We start from the raw sequence: 17355 nt of genomic DNA, 5'->3' as shown, positions 1-17355 counted from the left end.
CTTGCAGTGTGGTGCTATCAGGCAACACATTGTTTCCGGCGCAACCAATTGGCGTACGAATTTGATCGGGGAGAGGTTATCCCGCCGCGCGACAGTTTGCCTCAAGCTCGGCAATGCGCTCCGAACAGATTTTATGAACAGCCCGGCCGAGTTCCTCGACACGTGCCGCAAGCCACAGCAGGTCCGCTTCGCTGATCCGATAATGTTTCGAGTAGCGGGCCTTCACATAGGCTTCCTTGAGCTTCTCGAAGCGAGCGCGATCGGCCTTCAGCTCACGCGGCCACGCGTCGACGAGACGCATATCGATCCGCTCAGCTTGCGTCCGCAGAAAGCCGAGATTGTGAACGTGGGGCGAATAGAATGTGCACACCAACAGGACGCAGTGGTACAAGAACTCGGTACTCTGGTGGAGGTCGAATGCCGCGGGCTTAAGATAGCCCTTCTCCCGACCCATGGCTGACAGCTCGAACCGCTGCATTGCCAGAGGAAACCACTCCTCAAAATATTCCTTCGCCATCGCCAACGCCTGGTCAGGCGTCTTCGGCTTCGGCTGATGCAAGGCCTTGTCGTCGGCCTCGTAAAGCGCAATCCCGTCGCGCGCGACGTCCATGAAGAAATAGCGGCCGTGCGCGAGCCCGTCGTTCACTTCCTGCAGGGTGTGGACGATGAAATTCACCGGGGTCTTGAGGGTCCGGTCGATCAGAAGTTCCCGGGTCAGCCGGTCGTCAAGCTTCGACCAGACATCGACCTTGTCGATGAGCCGCTTGTCGCTGACGATGATGAGCAGGTCGAAGTCCGAGCGATAGCCTTTCGCCGTGTGCGGTTCGTCGACCCAGCCGCCGCGCGCATAGCTGCCGTAGAGGATGATCTTGTCGATCCGCCCCTTCTTCTTCCAGCTCATCGTGCCGAGCGCCAATGCATCCTCGAATTCTTCGAAGATGATCGCCTTCACGCGCTCGAGCTCGCGCTGCTTGTTGGCCGGGAGATGGTCGAGATCGTTCCGCATCGCTCCTTTCTTCTGTGGGCACATGCTTGCCCGATGGCAAGCGCGGTCATGTCCAGATCGACACCTGATGCCGGATCCCGGATACGAAAATCCCAGACAGGGATGCCGAACGCCCGTGCCTTGTCGACGAGATTGTCCCGGATGCCGGTGCCGGAGAAGACGATGAGCCCGGTGGGCATGGCGTCGATCAGCCACTCGTTGGCTTGAAGGGCGCGGCTTTGCGATCGCGGTCCGGTCGGGGCGGAATGCCCCTGCGGGATTTTGCGCGCGTCGGCTCAGCAGGCGGCGGCGCGCCGGTCGGGGCCGCGCCGTGGCGGAAGACCATGTCGGCATGGCGGACATGCACGCGGACTTGCCAAAATGTTCTTCCTATGTTCTCATTGATGCATGGACAGAATCGATACCGCCCGAGTCGCCGAAACACTGCTCACTGCGCCCGGCTGGGCGCGCGTGGGCCTTACCGCACCCACCCGCCATGTCCGCGTCGAGGCAGCATTCGAGCTGGCGCGCGCGATCGCAGAAAGCTTGGGCGAGAATGGCGAGCCCGCGCATATCGACCAGCTCGGGCTGTCGCTGTGACGTGGGCGGCTGGACCAAAGACGGGCAGCGGCGCGCCACACATTTATTCGAAGCGGCGGCCTGGTATCAGGCGGTCAGGCCCGTTTGCCGCTGCGGGCATGGCGCAAGCTTCGATCCCTATGGCCTCTGGTGGCTGTTCCAGCGCAAGATGTGGGACGATGATCTTAGGCGCGCCCGCGAGAAATTCTGGTGCGCGCGCTGCAAGGCGCGAACGGGCAAGCGTATACGCCCGGTCCGGCTCGACCTGGTCGAGCCTGGCAAGGACGACATTCGGCTGCCGATGCCCGACGAGCGCGAATGGAAGCGCGCGCTGAGCCGTTTCCGCGCCTAGCCAGCGAAAGGCAGACCGATGGATATAGAAGGCGACGACGCCCTCATCGGCATCGGCAGGTCGCATCGCGTGATGATCTGGGACGGTGTGCGCGAGCGCGAGAAGGAGCTCCACTGGGGTTTGCCTTCGCGCGATCCCGATGTCATCCAGATTCCGCTGCTCAAGTCCGAGACTGCGATCATCGATCGGCCCTGTCTGCTGCTTGCCGATGCCTTCGGATTGGTGAAGCAGGGCAAGACAATCTATTCGGCCAGCCTGATCGGCGAACCGTTGATGGGCATCGCGGCGGTCTGGCGACCGGAGAACCGCGAATGGCCGGGCAGTTTCGCGGCGCTCACCGTCGCTGCCTACGACGATCTCGCACCTTATAAGGACCGCCATGTGGCGGTGGTTCACCCCGAGGATCTTTTCGACTGGCTCGAGCGCGCGCGACCGCCGCTGGACATGTTGCGCCGCTTCCCCAAGAATAGCTTCAGAATCGCGCCGCCGATCCAGCAGAGCTTCGGGGCTCTGCTGGGGGCAGCCTGACCGTGAGCCGTCCCTGACCTGGAGCCGTCAATGTGCAATCTGGTGACGCTGAACAGCTCGGTTGACGAAGTGGCATCCTATTTCAGGGCGCGCCGGCCGCAGGCCACCAATGTCTCGCCAGGCGACGTCTATCCCGGCGGTCAGGGTTTCGTGGTCCGCCAGGACGGCGGCGAGCGCGTCCTGCAGGCGATGACCTGGGGCTTTCCGGTGCGGCTCAAGCATATGAAGCCCACGAGCAAGCCGAAACCCGTCAACAATGCCCGCGACGACAAGCTGATGTCCTTCTGGCGTCCCTGGTTTACCAACCCGGCGCATCGCTGCCTCATTCCCTTCACCTCCTTCGCCGAAGCCGAAGGCGAGAAAGGACGCATGACGCGGACGTGGATCAGCGTCACCGACCAGCCGCTCGCCGCCTGGGCGGGTCTCTGGCGTCCGAGCGATGAATGGGGCGATTGCTATACGGGCGTGATGGTCGATGCGACCGAGGAATTGTTTCATATTCACGACCGCATGCCCGTGATTCTGCACCCCGAAGATCATGAAGCCTGGCTCCAGGCGCCTGCCGAAGAGGCGATGGCGCTGGTCGCCAAATTTCCCGCAGACCGCCTCGCCGTCGAGCGGACCGACGTGCCATGGTTCAGCCGCAAGGCCCCGCCGGCTGAGGCGCCAAACCTCTTTCCGTGATGCGGTTCCGATGACCGATAAACCCAGGTGGAAGCGTCGCGCCGTTGCTATCGAGTTCTGGCTCGCCGCGGTGATCGTGGCGGGCTCCTTCATCGCTGGAATTATCGGCGCGGTTCGGTCGCTCACCGGCGACTGACTGCATAGCTCGCGCAGCGGGGACATCGCATCGCATGGCCGTCAGGCCAATGACATGTCAAAATGGTCCCATCTTCTACTTGCACAGGCTTTACGTCACTTCTCGGGACGTTAGACCGTTGGAACCGATAGATCGCCGCGCCGAGGCAGCGAAGACTGCCGTCCGGCGCGCGATATCAGGACCCGTCGGTGACTTGTCCCAATCTCGCGCGTCCCGGAGAGGAACCGGCGGCGCTCGACCCCAGGGAGCGGATCGCGGGCAGCCGGGTCGGGAACGCGCCAGCGGCCGATTATCGACGTGAAGCAGTTTTATTTGACAGAGGAACTCGCCCGGGAAATTTCAGGCGCCGGGCATGAAGACCATCTTTTTTCGGCGCTCGCGAAAGCCGCAGACCGTATGGGTTTTGACCATTTCGCACTCGCCTTCGAACGACGCGGCGGCGATAACGCGTCAATCCTTGTCCATAATTATCCCGAGGCCTGGGCGCGGATTTATATCGGCCTCGACCTCCGCTCAACCGACCCGATCCGGCGCGCCGGCGAGCGATCGCTCACCGGCTTCGAATGGCGCAATGTCGACCATTTTATTCCGCTGTCGCGCGGCGATCGGCAATTTCTCAGCGTCGCGCGAGAGAGCGGCGTCGGCGACGGATTCACCGTTCCGCGTCATCTGCCCGGCGAGGCGAGCGGATCCTGCTCTTTTGCCGTGAAGCCGCGCGCCGACACGCCCGGCCATATGCTCCATGTCGCAGAGATCATCGGTGCCGTCGCGATCGCGAAGGCGCGCGAGCTCGTCGGCGCGGCGCCTCTGAGAGGACGTTCCATCCTCACCGAGCGGCAGCGCGAATGCGTGCTCTGGTCGGCGCGCGGCAAGACCGCGGGCGAGATCGCAGACATTCTCGGGATCAGCGAGGAGACGGTGGTGCGCCACCTCAAGATGGCGCGCGATCGCTATTCGGTCCATTGCCGCTCGATGCTGATCCTTTGTGCATTGTTCGACGGTCTGATTGGCTTCTCCGACATCTACGACTGGTGGCGCCCCGACTGATCCGGCGGTCCAATCGCAAAAGGCTTGCCCATAAATGGGAATAGCCGCCCCGCGGGATTGGTGGTCTGAAATGAGCTTCCAGCAACAAAGGACATTTCATGACCGATCAATCCCCGCGGGCGCCAACTGCGCCCGGCGACGCGGCGCTGCGCGCCATGTTCGCCGCCCGCAAACACGTGTTCATCGACCGGTTAAAATGGGATCTTCCTGCCCTTGACGACCGCTTCGAGCTCGACCAGTTCGATAATCCGCAGGCCCGATATCTTATCCTTCTCGATCCCGACGATCTGCGTCACCGTGCATCGGCGCGATTGCTGCCCACGACATCGCCGCATCTTCTCGGCAACATCTACCCGCACCTCTGTCCGGACGGCGCGCCCTCTGACGAGAGCATCTGGGAGGTCAGCCGCTTCTGCCTCGACCCGGCGCAAACGGCGGCAGAGCGTCTCGACGCGCGCAATCAGCTCGTCAGCGCCCTTGCGGACCATGCCCTTCACAGCGGCATCCGCGAATATGTCGGGATCGCCGACACGCGCTGGTTCGCGAAGATCAGCAGCTTCGGCTGGTCCTGCCGCGCGTTCGGCCCTGCGCGGCCCGACGGGGCATGCCCGATCCTCGCGTTCGGCATCCGGATCGATGAGGACACGCTTCCCGGGCTGCAGCGGACGGGAACATGGGCGCCGCTCGGGCTCAGACTCGAAAGCGGGGAGCTCGCACCATGAGAAGGGCTATCAACCACGCCGCCCTTGGGCGCCTCGTCAGCGAGCTCCGCCGCGACGGATATTGCATCCTGCATGGGGCCGCGCCCGCGCCTGTGCACGCCCTCGCGAAGGATCTCGAGCCGGTCTTTGCCGAAACGCCCTTTTGCCAGGGCGACTTCTACGGACGGCGAACGAAGCGGTTCGGCAGCCTGTTGCGGCGCTCGCGGCACATGGCCGATCTGGTGCTCGACCCTCTCGTTCTGCCCGCCGTCGAGGCGATCCTTGGAACGGGATGCGAACGCATCCAGCTCAACCTCACGCAGGCGATCGAGATCCACCCCGGTGAAGTGCGGCAGTTTCCGCATCGCGATCAGGACATGTGGCGCGGGGCAGACGGCAGCCAGGAATATCTGGTCAATGTCCTCTGGCCCCTGACGCCCTTCACCAGGGACAATGGCGCGACCGAAATCTATCCGGGAAGCCATGGCGTCAGCGGTATGGCCAAAGAGGATACCGGCCCTCCCATATATGCCGAATGCGAACCCGGGGCGGCGATCTGCTTTCTGGGATCGACCGCGCATGGCGCTGGCGCGAACATCAGCGAGAACGTCCGGCGCGGCGTGCTCGTGAGCTACAGTTTAGGATGGCTGAAGCCCTATGAAAATCTGTGGCTGGCTTACCCACCTCACGTCGCAAGAGATTTTCCGCCCGGGCTCGCGGCGCTAGCGGGCTATGCGCAGCACCGCCCCAACCTTGGCAATTATGAGGGGCAGTGCCCTTCCATCCTCCTGCAAGGCGATCCGCCTGGTCCAGTCGGCGCCGTCGATGCGCTTCGTCCCGACCAGGCCGATGCCGTCGCCGATTTTGCCGCCGGCCAGAGGAACGCCCAATGAGCCCCGCGCATGTGTTCGAGCCGACCTATGAGGCGGTCAAACGGCGCCTGATGACGGGTGTGTGGCCGGCCGGCGCGAGGATCGAAGCCGCGCGCGTCGCCGATGAACTTGGCGTCAGTCTGACTCCGGTGCGCGACAGCCTCTTCCGGCTGGATGGCGAACGCATGGTCGACTTCCGACCGGGTGAGGGTTTTCATGTGCATCGCCTCACCGAGACCGAATTTCGCGACCTTCTCGAACTGCATCAGGTGCTCCTGCTCGCCGCGATTGCGGCGGCACCGAATGCGGCCGCAGCGCCGGTGTCTGCCGACCAGCCCTATCCCGACCGGATCGCCGATCTGTTCCTCGCCATCGCCGAACGAACTTCGAACGGCGAGATCGTCGCGAGCATAGCGGCGATCGGCGACCGGCTGCAGTTCTCACGGCACTTCGATGCGGCAATCCTCGGCGACGTAGAGAGCGAGTACCGCCGGATCGAGACCGCAGTCGCCGATGCCGAACCGCAGGCCGCGGTCCGAAATTTGCTGCTTGGCTATCATGAGAGACGGGCGCACGAGGCGGCGCGCTTTGCACGGATGCTTGGCGCTCACCAGGGCGGCCAGGCTTGATGCGCGAGACCGCATCCGACACTTTTGCTTGTCAGCGCCCCTCGCACTTGACATGATTCAGGGGCGCGGAAGCATCGCTGGCAGCTCCTGCGCGGAATCTTTCGCCAGGCATTAAATGCGCCAGTCCCTGACCGGACCGGCGGCCGAACCGGACCTGGATCGCACCCGCGACCGAACGGCGGCGCAGCATGGAGAGACGGGCATCCGGCCGCGGCGGGATGGCGCCGCTCGTGCCTGCGGGATTTTGTGCCGTGCCCTCCTGTACCTGCGGCGACCGCGCCCCGTCGCGCCATCCCTTTTCGGTGTCGTCAGCGTGCCACGCGCATCCCGACGATCGTCCGGTGCCGACCGAACAGCAATGCGTATCCGGGCAAGATCTGGAGACGGCGTACCGTACTCACCGCGCGTCGCTCTTTTATTTCCTGCGCCGCAAGGCGGGAGCAGAGGAAGCGCCCGATCTTGTACAGGAAGTTTTTGCGCGCGCCGCAGGAAGCGCGCAGCGCGACCGGCTCGCCAACCCGGGCGGTTTTCTGCGCCGCATTGCCCAGAACCTCTTGATCGACCGGGCGCGCCGCCGCAAGTCTGCGCCCACGGCCCTCTTTTCGCTGCGCGAAGAAAGCGATGCGGCAACTCCGGCGACCCAGGAATGGAATCTCGAAGCCGCTGATCTGCTGCGACTTTATGAGCAAGCGGTTGACGCCATGCCGCCGAAGACACGCCGTGTCTTTCTCATGCACCGGGTGGACGAGTTCTCCTATCGCGAGATACATGAGCAGCTCGGCATCAGCATCGCGACGGTTGAATATCATATGATGAAAGCACTCGGTCTGATCGCAAAGGTGGTGGACGGCGAACAATGAGCGGACCCGGCGGCCATGATTACACGGTCGATGAAGTCGCACGGGCCTGGCTCGTTAAACTGCGCGGCGGTGATGGAGATGCACTCCGCGACGAGTTCGATGCGTGGCTGCAGGCATCGGCCGAGCATCGTGAAGCCTATCGGCGCGCCGAGAAGCGCATGGCCGCGCTCGCGATCCTCAAGACGTCACCGCGCCACGGAACGGCGCATGCCGAGGCGCGGCGCGGCCGGGTTCGCGGCTGGTTCGCATGGGGCGCTGCCGCCACCGCGCTCGCGCTCCTGATCATCGCGATCGGAGCCGCAGGCGCCCCGCTTCCCGGCCAGCCTGGCGGCGCAGCGAGGGCGTTCGCCGCCGAACCCATCGAGACGCAGCGCGGCGAGATCCGGACCTTTCAGCTCGCCGACGGCTCGAGCGTGACGCTCGACACCGACAGCCGGCTCGACGTCGCCTTCGCGAAGGACGCACGCAGCGTTCGTCTGGTCAGGGGACGGGTGCGGCTTTCGGTCGTGCGGGGCGATGTCCCGCTGAAGATCGAGGCGGGGCGCGGCGGGGCGATAGCCAATGATGCCGAGATCGATCTCAGTCTCGACGCGGAGGGGACCGTCGTCGCATCGCTGCGCCGCGGCGCGGCCGAGGTGCGCGCGGATGGGGATAGCGGAGAGGCGAAGCGAGTCGAGGCGGGAAGCGCGCTTGCCTATGGGCCGGGCAAGCGGCTCGCGCCTGTCGCGGCGCCGGCGACGGTCATTCCGGCCGGCTGGCCCGCGGGCTGGGCGGACTATCGGTCGATCAGGCTCGGCGCGCTCGTCGCCGAGGCCAATCGCTATGCGGCGGTCCCAATCGTCATCGACGATAGCGCGATAGCCGCACGCGAGGTGTCGGGCCGCTTCCACATCAGTGAGACCGAGGCGTTTGCCGAACGGATCGCAATGCTGCTCGACCTAGCGGTCGACAGCCAGGCGGACGCCATCCACCTCAGCCGCCGATAATTTTTTCATCGCGCGGCTAAGGTCGCTCGGCTTCTTCCGTCAACGCACCCCACTGACCGCCTGCCTGATGCACGGCCGAGCCTTTGGGGGAGTGAAAATGTCGATCAGAATCCGTTCGCTGGGCGTCCTGCTTGCCGGGACCGCCGCCTGCCTGTCGCCGCAAGCCGCGCAGGCGATGCAGGCGCCACGCCAGTCCTATGATCTACCGGCGCAGGACCTCGGCGATGCGCTGCGCCGCGTCGCTCTGCTCGCCGATATCGAGCTTTATGTGAGCGCGCCTAGCATCGCGGGGAAGACGGCGCCTGCCCTGCGCGGCGAACTGACGCTTCGCGAAGCGATCGAGGCGCTTCTCGCCGGCAGCGGCCTCACCGCCCGCTTCGAGGAGGGGTCGGTGATCATCCTGAGCTCCGCCGGAGCGCCGGCAGCCCCCACGAGCGAGCCCGCTGCGATTGTCGTCACCGGTTCGCGCATCGCCGGCGCGCCCGCCGCAGCGCCAGTGATCGACATCAGCGCCGAGGATATCCGCAATGCCGGGCATGCCGATCTCGGAGAGGTTGCGCGCAGCTTGCCTCAGAATTTCGGCGGTGGGCAGAATCCGGGGATCGGCAATACGCAGGGCGCGGCCAATGAGAATGTCAACGCCAATGGCGCATCGACCTTCAACCTGCGCGGGATCGGTCCCAATGCCACGCTGACGCTGATCAACGGCAAGCGCTTTGCCTATAGCAGCGTAAACTCGGTCATTGACGTCAGCGCCATTCCGATCGCCGCTGTAGATCGCGTCGAGATCATGGCGGATGGCGCATCCGCGATATATGGCGCCGACGCGGTGGCCGGGGTGGTCAATATTCTGCTCAAGCGAGACTATGATGGCGTGTCGACCAGCGTGCGGCTCGGGGCTTCGACCGACGGCGGCAATTTCCAGCAGCAATATAATCTTCTTGGCGGCTCGGCCTGGTCGGAGGGCGGCATCATCGCGGCTTATGATTATTCGCGCGGTACCGCGATCCGGGCGAAGGATCGCAGCTATGCCGGCGCGAATAATCCCCATTCCACGCTATATCCCGACTTGAGCAGGCACGCGCTTCTCTTGAGCGGGCACCAGTCGCTCGGAGGCGGTGTGACCTTGGCAGCCGACCTCATCTACAAGCGCGGAAGAATGAAATCGGCCACGGGCTTCACAGTGGCCCAGCCACTCCGCAACGCGGGGCTCGAAGCGCGCACCGAGTTTGAGACATTCGGTTTCGCCCCAACCCTGTCCGCTGACCTGTCGGGGAGTTGGAAACTCAATGTCGGAGCATTTTTCGGAACCGACACGACCGACGGCCTCAGTCAGAATTACAGCGGCGGTGCGCCGAGCAGCGCGACCGCACGACATTTCTTCAACCGGAACATCGCCGTTGAGGCCGGGCTCGAGGGTCGGCTATTCGACCTCCCCGCGGGCGCCGCGCGCCTTGCGCTGGGTGGAGGCTATCGGATCAATCGCTTCTCATCGAAGATCGGCACGCGCAGCTTTGCCCGCTCGCGCCGCAATCACTTCGCCTATGGCGAGTTGCTGCTTCCTCTGACGAGTCCCGACCAGCATATCGCGCTCGCCTACCGCGCTTCGATCACCGCGGCGCTGCGCTACGAGGATTATTCCGACTCCGGAGACATCGTCACTCCGAAGCTTGGTTTCGTCTATGATCCGATAAAGCAGCTCCGGCTCGGGGTGTCGTGGGGCAGATCCTTCAAACTCCCGACGCTCTATCAGCAATACTCGGGCTATTCGGCACTGCTCGTCCCGGTTGGCGGCTTCGGCCAAGGCTTTCCTGCCGGTTCAACCATTGCTTACGCGCTTGGCGCAAATGATCGGCTCGGGCCCGAGCGATCGGAAAACTGGACTTTCAGCGCAACCGTGCGGCCACTGTCGGGGCTCGCGCTAACCGCGAGCTATTTCCGGATCGACTACAAGGATCGGGTCGCGCCGCCGCTGGCTTCGGGTGCCGGGGTTCTCGACAACCCCATCTATGCCGATCTCGTGACTCGCAATCCGGCACCGGCACTGCTGGACACCATCTTCGATGGCGCCGATGGCGGGCTCCAGAACATAACGGGCGCGCCCTACGATCCCGCGCGCGTTGTGGCCTTCCTCGATGCGCGCGACCGCAATGTCGCACGGCAAAAATATCGTGGGGTCGATGTGGCCGTGCGATACGACGCCGCGCTGGGCAGCAACCGTCAGCTAAGTCTGAATGCCGGTGCTACTTGGCTCGATAGCAGCCAGCAGCTTCTCACTGGCCTGCCGGTAACCGACCTTGCCGGGACAATCTTCCATCCGGCGCATTTCCGGGCACGCGGCGGGCTGACGCTGAGCGGTAATAACTTTTCGCTCTCCGCCTTCCTCAACCACAGCGGCGCCGTCACCGACAACCGCCGTCCGGCTTTTATCCAGATAAAGGGATCGACGACGATCGATCTCACCGGCCGCATAAAGCTGGCCAAGGGGACGGAAATCGCGTTGAGCGCGCAGAATCTGTTCAACAGCAAGCCCGCGCCGATTTTCACGACGTCGCCGTTCGACACGCCGTTCGACACAACCAACGGGTCGGCTATTGGACGCTTTTTGAGCGTGACGGTCCGACATGACTGGTAAGGCGCGTGCGTCGGCGCTTGCCTTCGTGGCGATCCTCGGCACTGGCAGTCCGATCGAAGCCACGGAAGGCCGTCGATGGACGATCGAGAATATCGCGATCGTACCGACCGATTTCGATCTGAGATTGGCGAGCGATGGCAGGTCGCTCGCCTATCTCGAGCGGCGAGCGGATATCGAAACCGATAAAAGCGTCTCGATCCTTCATCTGTACGATCTCGACTCGCACAGGTCCCGCGAAATTTTGCGGGCGCCAAGCGCCGAACAGCTCAGACGTCTGCCGGATGGCCGAGGCTGGAGCCTCCTGATCGATCGCGGAGATGGGCTTCAACTCTATAAGCTGGACGCGCGCGGGACGCTCACGCTGCTGCTCAAGCGAGAGGCCGTCGTTACCGTCGGGCAGACGGAAGGCGGGCTCTTCGCCGTACGAAGCGGCGCACCGCGCCGGATCGGCATATTATATCACGACTGGTCTCCTGACGGACGATGGCTTTGGTATGCGACGCTCAGGCCGCGTCCCGAACCGCTCGCCATGTCGATCGACGCTACGGTCGTCGCACAGCGCTACCGGCGGCGCGCGCCGGTAAAGGCAACAGTGGAATTGCGACTGAGATCGGCCGCGGGCGAAGAGTGGCTGGTGGCATCGCGGCCAGCTCAAGATCGTCTCGCTTTCTACTATGGTGCGAATGTGCAGTGGACGCGCGAGGGCCCCCGCTACCAATTGGAGCAAGGCGATGCGGAGCGTTCGGGTGGCACCGGGACCTTCATTTGGAGCTTTGCAACAGGATCAAGCCATCCCGCGGAGCAGGAACCGGGTTTCCCGTCGATCGGCCTGGTCAGCGGTCCGCATGGCGGCGTGCTCGCGAGCGAAGGCTTTGGCCGCGAGCTCGACCTCACGGAGACGCGCCCGGATGGCCGCAAAATCCATTATGGCCCACAACCCTATTATATTGGCGATCCGCGTGCGGCAGGCAATTGGCTGGCGAACGACGGGCGCAAGGCGGTGCTTGGCGTGCGGACGATACCGCACCCACGCTATGGGCTGGTTCTGCTCGGCAGCCGGAAGGTCAAGCCACTCCTCGTCGCAGGTAGCCTAACCGCTTGCGATTTCCGCCAGGACCTCGCGTGGGGTGTTTGCGTAGAAGAATCCCTCAATCAAGCCCCGCGGTTGGTGCATGTCGCTCCGGAATCCGGGGAGGTGCGGGCGCTCGCCTCGCTCTCGTCTGTTCATGAGTCAATAGCGCCGCTCCGCGTGACCGCGCATGAATGGACGAACCGGCTAGGCTATCGGTCGACGGGTTTCATAGTCTGGCCGCGCGATTATCAGCAAGGGAAGGCCTATCCAGCGATCCTCATCACGCATGGCAGCGACGCCGACGAGCGCTTCGCCAGCCCGGACTTGCAATGGAATTATCCCGCCCAATTGTTCGCCGAGCGCGGTTTTCTTGTCATCCTTCAGAATGATCCTTCGGCGCGGCAGCAGGCAGAGCTCTGGAATGCCTATATGGAATGGTCCGGCGGCCCGGGTGTACTCGGGCCGTCGCGGCTCCGCGAACTGATCTGGCTCAACGGGGTCTATAGTTTCGAGGACATGATCCACGAATTGGTCGGCAAAGGCATTATCGATCGCGAACGGATTGGGATCGCGGGTTACAGCCGCGGATCGCAGATGGTGAATGTCGCTGTGACCCAATCGACCATATTTGGAGCGGCATCCAGCGGGGACGGCAATTATCTTGAGCCGGCATCCTATGCCGATCCGAAAGAGGGGTATCACGCCATTTTCGGCGGCCCGCCGTCGGGCCGCCATCTCGCTTCCTATCGTCAGCTGTCGCCGTCGCTTCGCGCAGAGAAGGTCTGCGCGCCCGTGTTGCAGCAAATGGCGTCTCCCTTTGCGGGAGCGATCGATTTCTATACCGCGCTTCGCGATGCGGAGGTGCCGGCCCAGATCAGCCTCTATCCCGGCGAGGATATTGCCACCGACGAAACGCATTTGTTTCACATCCCATCGAACCGGCTGCGCGCGATGCGCGAGAATATGGCCTGGTTCGATTTCTGGCTTCGCGGGCGACGCGATCCGAACATGGCCCCCATTAGCACATATGACCGCTGGTCAACGATGGCAGCGCAATTGCGGGATTGCTCGCGACCGCCCAGCGCCCTGCAGCCCGAGCCGTCATGACCGGGCGGCATCGCTCCACCAACGGGCCCAGCTTTCTGCCGCGCAAAGCTCGAGTACACGCTGCGCCTTTTCGAAGCCTTGCGCTGTCGGCCGGGATGCCGCTTCCAATATCGACAAGTCGAGCAGGCCTGCGCGCGCGAGCAGGCCGTTGCGAAGCAGGTCGCCAGCGCGTTCGGCGTTTGCCTGATAGATACGATGCATGAAGCCGCCCGGTCCGCCTTTCGAGGTGCGGCGCAGAAGTTCGGCTGGCACGACGGATCTGAAGGCAGCTCGCGCAACGGACCGATCCCTGCCTCCAGCCACCCACTGCCATGTCGGGATGGACAGGCATGTCTCGACGATGGGCTGCGAAAGCAGGGGCGGGACATGCTCCGGATGGGTACGGCGGGGATAGAGTTCAATGCTGCGCTGCGCGCGAGCCAGCAGTCTGACGTGCGCCGCCTTGCCGGGAAGGGTGCCTTCGGGCGCCTGCATCCAGGGGTGCGAGGGAGGGGAATGCTCCAATTCGGCAATCGCAGCAGCGGAGAGTCCCGAATAGTCACGATGAAGGGACGGGGGACGAGCGGCATCGCGATAGCGGTTCCAGGCATGTCGAAGGATGGTCGTGCCGCTCGCGCCCGTCAAATCGCTCAAGTCGCGCAGCGTGTCGAAGAGCCCATGGCGCGGCCCCTGCGCCATGAAGCGATCGACGAACGGCGCGGCACTGCGGATCGAACAGAAGATATTGTCTCCCCCATTACCCGAAAAAAATGCATCGATTTTCTGCTCGCGGCAGAGTCCGTCATGCACCGCCTCGATCGCCTGCATGTAGAAAGGGGCATGGGGCCATGGATGGTGCGGAGCCACGGCGCGGCCGATATCGACCGCACTGAGGTTGTAATGCGCTTCGAGCAATGGAATGCCGAGTGCCGTAGTGAGAATGGAAGCATAGCGACGCTCATCTCCAATAGCGTCGTCTTCGACCATCGTGAGGCAATGAAGTGCCACTGCGCGGTGAGCGGCGGCGCGGGCGACGATAGAGGAATCGAGACCTCCAGACACGCCGACGAGTATCGAGTCAAAGCAGGACGTCCAGCTTCCAATGCAGTCGAGCGCGACGGCGCGAAGCTCTTTGGCGGCTGCAGCATATGATCTGTGTCTGACCTGCGTCCAATCCCAAGGGGACCACCAGCTTTCCAGCTGATGGGAGCCTCCGGCGACTATCAGCCCTTCTCCGGGAAGCAGTAGCCGGACATCTTCGAGGCAGGTTTCCCTGCTCGGCGCGCCGGCGCTGGCCAGGAACCTCAGCATTGCAGGATAATCGACCCCGCCGCGTCTGCCGAGCTCCGCAGCATCGCTCGACACGATCAAGCATCGATCATCTTCGCGGTAATAGACGGGCAGCAATCCTGAAGGATCGCGAAAAACGGCAATATGTCCATCAGGTCGCGCCAGGATTGCGACATAACCGCCCCAATAGTCGGTAGCGAGCGATCGGCCGCCAGATGCGAGGATTTTTTCGGCCGCCGCCTCGCACAGGTCGAGCACCCGGCTCGTGGCACCTCGCTCGAACAGATGACCGATCAGATATCCATCTCCGCCAACTTCCAGCGGATGTTCGTCGCACCAAAGCCGAGCGCCGTGGAGCAGGAGTGCCGACCGGTCCACCTCGGCCTTATTGCCGCCGTTGCGATCCGAACGTCTGGGAACTTCAAGGCGAAAATAGGCTGCCATCAGGCGATCAAAATGGGGGTGTAGGGAAGCACGACATCAAGCGGATCTGTCAGCACCGCCGAGCCGAGCTGGACCCAGCAGTGCGCAGCAAATGGCAAGGTCACGCCGACCACCAACCGGGCGTCGCAGCCCTTTCCGGCCAGCACTCGGCGCATTGCAACGCCGCAGCCAAGACATTCGTCCACACCGGAAAAATAGCGCCTTGCGCGCTTAAACGCGGCCGCCGCGCTGCGCCCGGCCGAGCGTTGCTCCTCTGTCGGCAACGGCTCGATTTGGGGGAAGGTGCTCAAAATCTGTCCCAGCCGAAGCTTTCGAACATGCCGCCGCGCTAGGGCCAGGGCGTATATGGCGCGTATGGTATCGACTGCGGACGCCTTCTCCGCGCCTGGAGAATCCAAATAGCTTGACGTCGGTGCGATTGCTTCGGGGAATATTTGATCCACCGGCCGGGCCAGATTGTGCAATCCTCGAGCAGCAAGCCAATCTTCGTCTGCGGCCTCCTGTCCACGATGAATGATGAGAGAGAACCGATCCGCTGCGCTTGGTTCAAGTGTGAAATAGCGATCTGAAGCCAAATCCAGAAATATGAAACCATTGCCCGTTCGGCACCAGTACGTTGCGGCGGAGGCAGGCTTTCCCATGAGAAAGTATCCGAGCGAAAGTGGCGTGCAGTGCCGAGACCGCACGCCACGCATCGATCAATCGTCGGCGCTGATACCGCCAAGGATGAAGCGATCGCCAGGCTGCACGTCCGGCTGGCCCGCCGGCAGCGCGCCATGGGTTTCGTCCTGGGCGGCGCCGAGGTCGATGATGTCGTCATGCGTGTTCATGTCACATTCCTTTTCAGCATTGCGACCGAGATGAGTCGCATGAGAAAAGTATGTTTTGCGGAAAGCCGTTTCCAACTTATAATTCAATTATTATTGGCAACATGGATCCACGTAAAAAGCGACCGAGCTAGGGAAATACACGTCGGGGCGCATACCGCTACCTTTAGCTTTCGCCTGGACATGCGTAGCGGAACCCGGTCACACACCTCATTGATTTCGAAGTGCGGGTTTTTATTCAGGATTATATGGTCGATTGGCAACGACAACCGGAACCGGAATTGGATGTTTCAGCGTTCGCGGTCAACGGCGTGAGCTCCGGAGGCCGGGAACAGCCGCGCCGGCCTGGTCGAGCCCTGACATGCGCCGGATCGATCGCCAGCAACTGCGGGACAGCGTCTGAATTAATATCAAGACAAGGCGGCAGGGCAAGAATGGTCGCGGTCGCCCTGAGCCCCAACGGAGCGACGATTATGCTGCCGGCATGCTTGCGGCCTTGCTCGTGGAGATCGTGGACGAGAGCAGCCGCATGGTGATATCGACCGAGGTGAAGCCCCAAAGCCATGGCGTGTGCGATGTCTGGGGCATTGACGAGCCTTGGCCGGAAGGATGCGAGCCGAAATGATAATTGCGCTTGTTCTCGCGGCCGCGGTCGTTCCTGCGGGCCAATCCTTCGATTGCACGCCCACGGCCGTTTGGGATGGCGACGGGCCGATCTGGTGCGCCGAAGGGCCGCACATTCGCCTGTCGGGCATCGCGGCGCGCGAAATGGACGGCTCATGCCGTCCCGGCCACCCCTGCCCGGCCGCCGACCCCGTTGCCGCCCGCGATCATCTCGCCGAGCTCGTTGGCACGCCGCAGGGCAAGTTGCGAACCGGCCATGTGAAAGTCAGCGGCCCGACGATGCACTGCCGCTCCGCGGGCGGCGCCGGGGGAAACCGGACAGCGGCCTTTTGCGTTTCGCCGAAGTCGGGGGATCTTTCGTGCGCAATGGTGCGGAACGGATATGCTGCCAAGTGGGACCGCTATTGGCAGGGGCATCGCTGCCCATGAAGGATCGCGCCACCGTCGCTATCGGCCTGGCGCTCGCGACCGCCGCAGTCGGGACCTTCGCCTACGCTGTCTGAAGGCGGCTCTTCGGCTGAATCGACTCTTTAACCCCTTCGTGGCAGTCTTCCGACATGGGCAAGAGGGGCAACAGCAACATAGGAACGATTGCGCTCGTGGCGCTGTTTGCGTTCGTTGCCGGCAAGCTGTCGAGTGAAGATCCGAAGCGCAGCGCATACGAGGCACCCCAGGCTCTTGTTGGCCAGGCGCCAGCCAATTACGATCCCAGCGCCTCTTATGCCGAGCGCGAGCCCTTTGCGCTCCAGCCGCAGCGCTTTGTCTCGGACGAACCGCAACGGGCCTTCGGAAGTCGGCCCTTTCGCAATTGCCGGGAAGCACGCGCGGCTGGCGCTGCTCCTGTTCGCATCGGCGATCCCGGCTATGCGCCGCGGCTCGATCGCGATGGCGACGGCATCGGTTGCGAGTGATGTCGCCCGAGTATGAACTGTAGGCCTGTGCGCTCCACGCCGAGAAGGAGCACGTGGGCGCGCAGGCCACAGTTCATCGCTGAGCGGGTGCATGTCTCGGCCATGAC

19 protein-coding genes are annotated in these 17355 nt (G+C 63.3%); 15 read left to right on the top strand and 4 right to left on the bottom strand.

The window, feature by feature from the left end; all coding sequences use genetic code 11:
* Positions 1-76: 76 nt before the first annotated feature.
* Positions 77-1006 carry a nucleotidyltransferase and HEPN domain-containing protein gene (locus AOA14_RS08640; protein ID WP_062901489.1) on the bottom strand — a complete coding sequence of 310 codons (930 nt, stop codon included), beginning with the start codon at positions 1004-1006 and terminating at the stop codon, positions 77-79.
* Between the two features lie 387 nt (positions 1007-1393).
* Between AOA14_RS08640 and AOA14_RS08635 the strand changes: the two genes are divergently transcribed.
* The 13 genes from AOA14_RS08635 to AOA14_RS08580 all read left to right on the top strand — a co-directional run bounded on the left by AOA14_RS08635 (position 1394) and on the right by AOA14_RS08580 (position 13173).
* A complete protein-coding gene (locus AOA14_RS08635) occupies positions 1394-1585 on the top strand; it encodes a DUF6771 family protein (RefSeq protein WP_062901488.1) in 192 nt (63 codons plus the stop codon).
* A gap of 1 nt (position 1586) precedes the next feature.
* Positions 1587-1916: a hypothetical protein gene (locus tag AOA14_RS08630; protein WP_238929759.1), complete on the top strand. Its 330-nt coding sequence runs from the start codon at positions 1587-1589 to the stop codon at positions 1914-1916.
* A gap of 18 nt (positions 1917-1934) precedes the next feature.
* Positions 1935-2444: an SOS response-associated peptidase family protein gene (locus AOA14_RS08625; protein WP_062901486.1), complete on the top strand. Its 510-nt coding sequence runs from the start codon at positions 1935-1937 to the stop codon at positions 2442-2444.
* Positions 2445-2474: 30 nt separating this feature from the next.
* Complete coding sequence (locus tag AOA14_RS08620; RefSeq protein ID WP_062901485.1) at positions 2475-3128, top strand: SOS response-associated peptidase; 654 nt, start codon at positions 2475-2477, stop codon at positions 3126-3128.
* A gap of 10 nt (positions 3129-3138) precedes the next feature.
* Positions 3139-3264, top strand: coding sequence for a hypothetical protein (locus AOA14_RS20265; protein WP_263587900.1), 126 nt, complete (start codon positions 3139-3141; stop codon positions 3262-3264).
* A 396-nt stretch (positions 3265-3660) separates the two neighbouring features.
* Complete coding sequence (locus AOA14_RS08615; RefSeq protein WP_238929758.1) at positions 3661-4311, top strand: helix-turn-helix transcriptional regulator; 651 nt, start codon at positions 3661-3663, stop codon at positions 4309-4311.
* Positions 4312-4409: 98 nt separating this feature from the next.
* The gene (locus tag AOA14_RS08610; protein WP_062901483.1) at positions 4410-5033 is read left to right on the top strand and encodes an acyl-homoserine-lactone synthase; all 624 of its coding nucleotides are present in this window, start codon (positions 4410-4412) and stop codon (positions 5031-5033) included.
* Positions 5030-5905: a phytanoyl-CoA dioxygenase family protein gene (locus AOA14_RS08605; protein WP_062901482.1), complete on the top strand. Its 876-nt coding sequence runs from the start codon at positions 5030-5032 to the stop codon at positions 5903-5905. The genes AOA14_RS08610 and AOA14_RS08605 overlap by 4 nt, the downstream gene beginning before the upstream one ends.
* The gene (locus tag AOA14_RS08600; protein WP_062901481.1) at positions 5902-6513 is read left to right on the top strand and encodes a GntR family transcriptional regulator; all 612 of its coding nucleotides are present in this window, start codon (positions 5902-5904) and stop codon (positions 6511-6513) included. Before AOA14_RS08605 ends, AOA14_RS08600 begins: the two co-directional genes overlap by 4 nt.
* 218 nt (positions 6514-6731) lie before the next feature.
* Positions 6732-7373 carry an RNA polymerase sigma factor gene (locus AOA14_RS08595; protein WP_238929757.1) on the top strand — a complete coding sequence of 214 codons (642 nt, stop codon included), beginning with the start codon at positions 6732-6734 and terminating at the stop codon, positions 7371-7373.
* Positions 7370-8359, top strand: coding sequence for a FecR family protein (locus AOA14_RS08590; protein WP_062901480.1), 990 nt, complete (start codon positions 7370-7372; stop codon positions 8357-8359). The genes AOA14_RS08595 and AOA14_RS08590 overlap by 4 nt, the downstream gene beginning before the upstream one ends.
* Positions 8360-8456: 97 nt before the next feature.
* Complete coding sequence (locus tag AOA14_RS08585; protein WP_062901479.1) at positions 8457-10994, top strand: TonB-dependent receptor; 2538 nt, start codon at positions 8457-8459, stop codon at positions 10992-10994.
* Positions 10984-13173 carry a prolyl oligopeptidase family serine peptidase gene (locus tag AOA14_RS08580; protein WP_062901478.1) on the top strand — a complete coding sequence of 730 codons (2190 nt, stop codon included), beginning with the start codon at positions 10984-10986 and terminating at the stop codon, positions 13171-13173. The genes AOA14_RS08585 and AOA14_RS08580 overlap by 11 nt, the downstream gene beginning before the upstream one ends.
* Here AOA14_RS08580 and AOA14_RS08575 read toward each other — a convergent pair.
* From AOA14_RS08575 to AOA14_RS20260, 3 genes are read right to left on the bottom strand one after another with little or no spacing between them, the layout of a single operon-like run.
* Positions 13168-14886: an asparagine synthase-related protein gene (locus AOA14_RS08575; RefSeq protein WP_062901477.1), complete on the bottom strand. Its 1719-nt coding sequence runs from the start codon at positions 14884-14886 to the stop codon at positions 13168-13170. The two genes, AOA14_RS08580 and AOA14_RS08575, sit on opposite strands and share 6 nt — an antisense overlap.
* Positions 14886-15527, bottom strand: coding sequence for a lasso peptide biosynthesis B2 protein (locus AOA14_RS19230; protein ID WP_202988441.1), 642 nt, complete (start codon positions 15525-15527; stop codon positions 14886-14888). Before AOA14_RS19230 ends, AOA14_RS08575 begins: the two co-directional genes overlap by 1 nt.
* A gap of 57 nt (positions 15528-15584) precedes the next feature.
* On the bottom strand, positions 15585-15716 hold the full coding sequence (locus tag AOA14_RS20260) for a hypothetical protein (protein WP_267960734.1): 132 nt from the start codon (positions 15714-15716) through the stop codon (positions 15585-15587).
* A 618-nt stretch (positions 15717-16334) separates the two neighbouring features.
* Between AOA14_RS20260 and AOA14_RS08565 the strand changes: the two genes are divergently transcribed.
* Together AOA14_RS08565 and AOA14_RS19225 are read left to right on the top strand one after the other, a co-directional pair.
* Complete coding sequence (locus AOA14_RS08565; protein WP_062901475.1) at positions 16335-16766, top strand: thermonuclease family protein; 432 nt, start codon at positions 16335-16337, stop codon at positions 16764-16766.
* A 128-nt stretch (positions 16767-16894) separates the two neighbouring features.
* Positions 16895-17248: an excalibur calcium-binding domain-containing protein gene (locus AOA14_RS19225; RefSeq protein WP_202988440.1), complete on the top strand. Its 354-nt coding sequence runs from the start codon at positions 16895-16897 to the stop codon at positions 17246-17248.
* The last annotated feature ends 107 nt before the right edge of the window (positions 17249-17355 follow it).

Source organism: Sphingopyxis terrae subsp. terrae NBRC 15098 (assembly GCF_001610975.1).
GTDB classification, from domain to species: domain Bacteria; phylum Pseudomonadota; class Alphaproteobacteria; order Sphingomonadales; family Sphingomonadaceae; genus Sphingopyxis; species Sphingopyxis terrae_A.
This window is presented reverse-complemented; position numbering and strand designations above follow the sequence as displayed.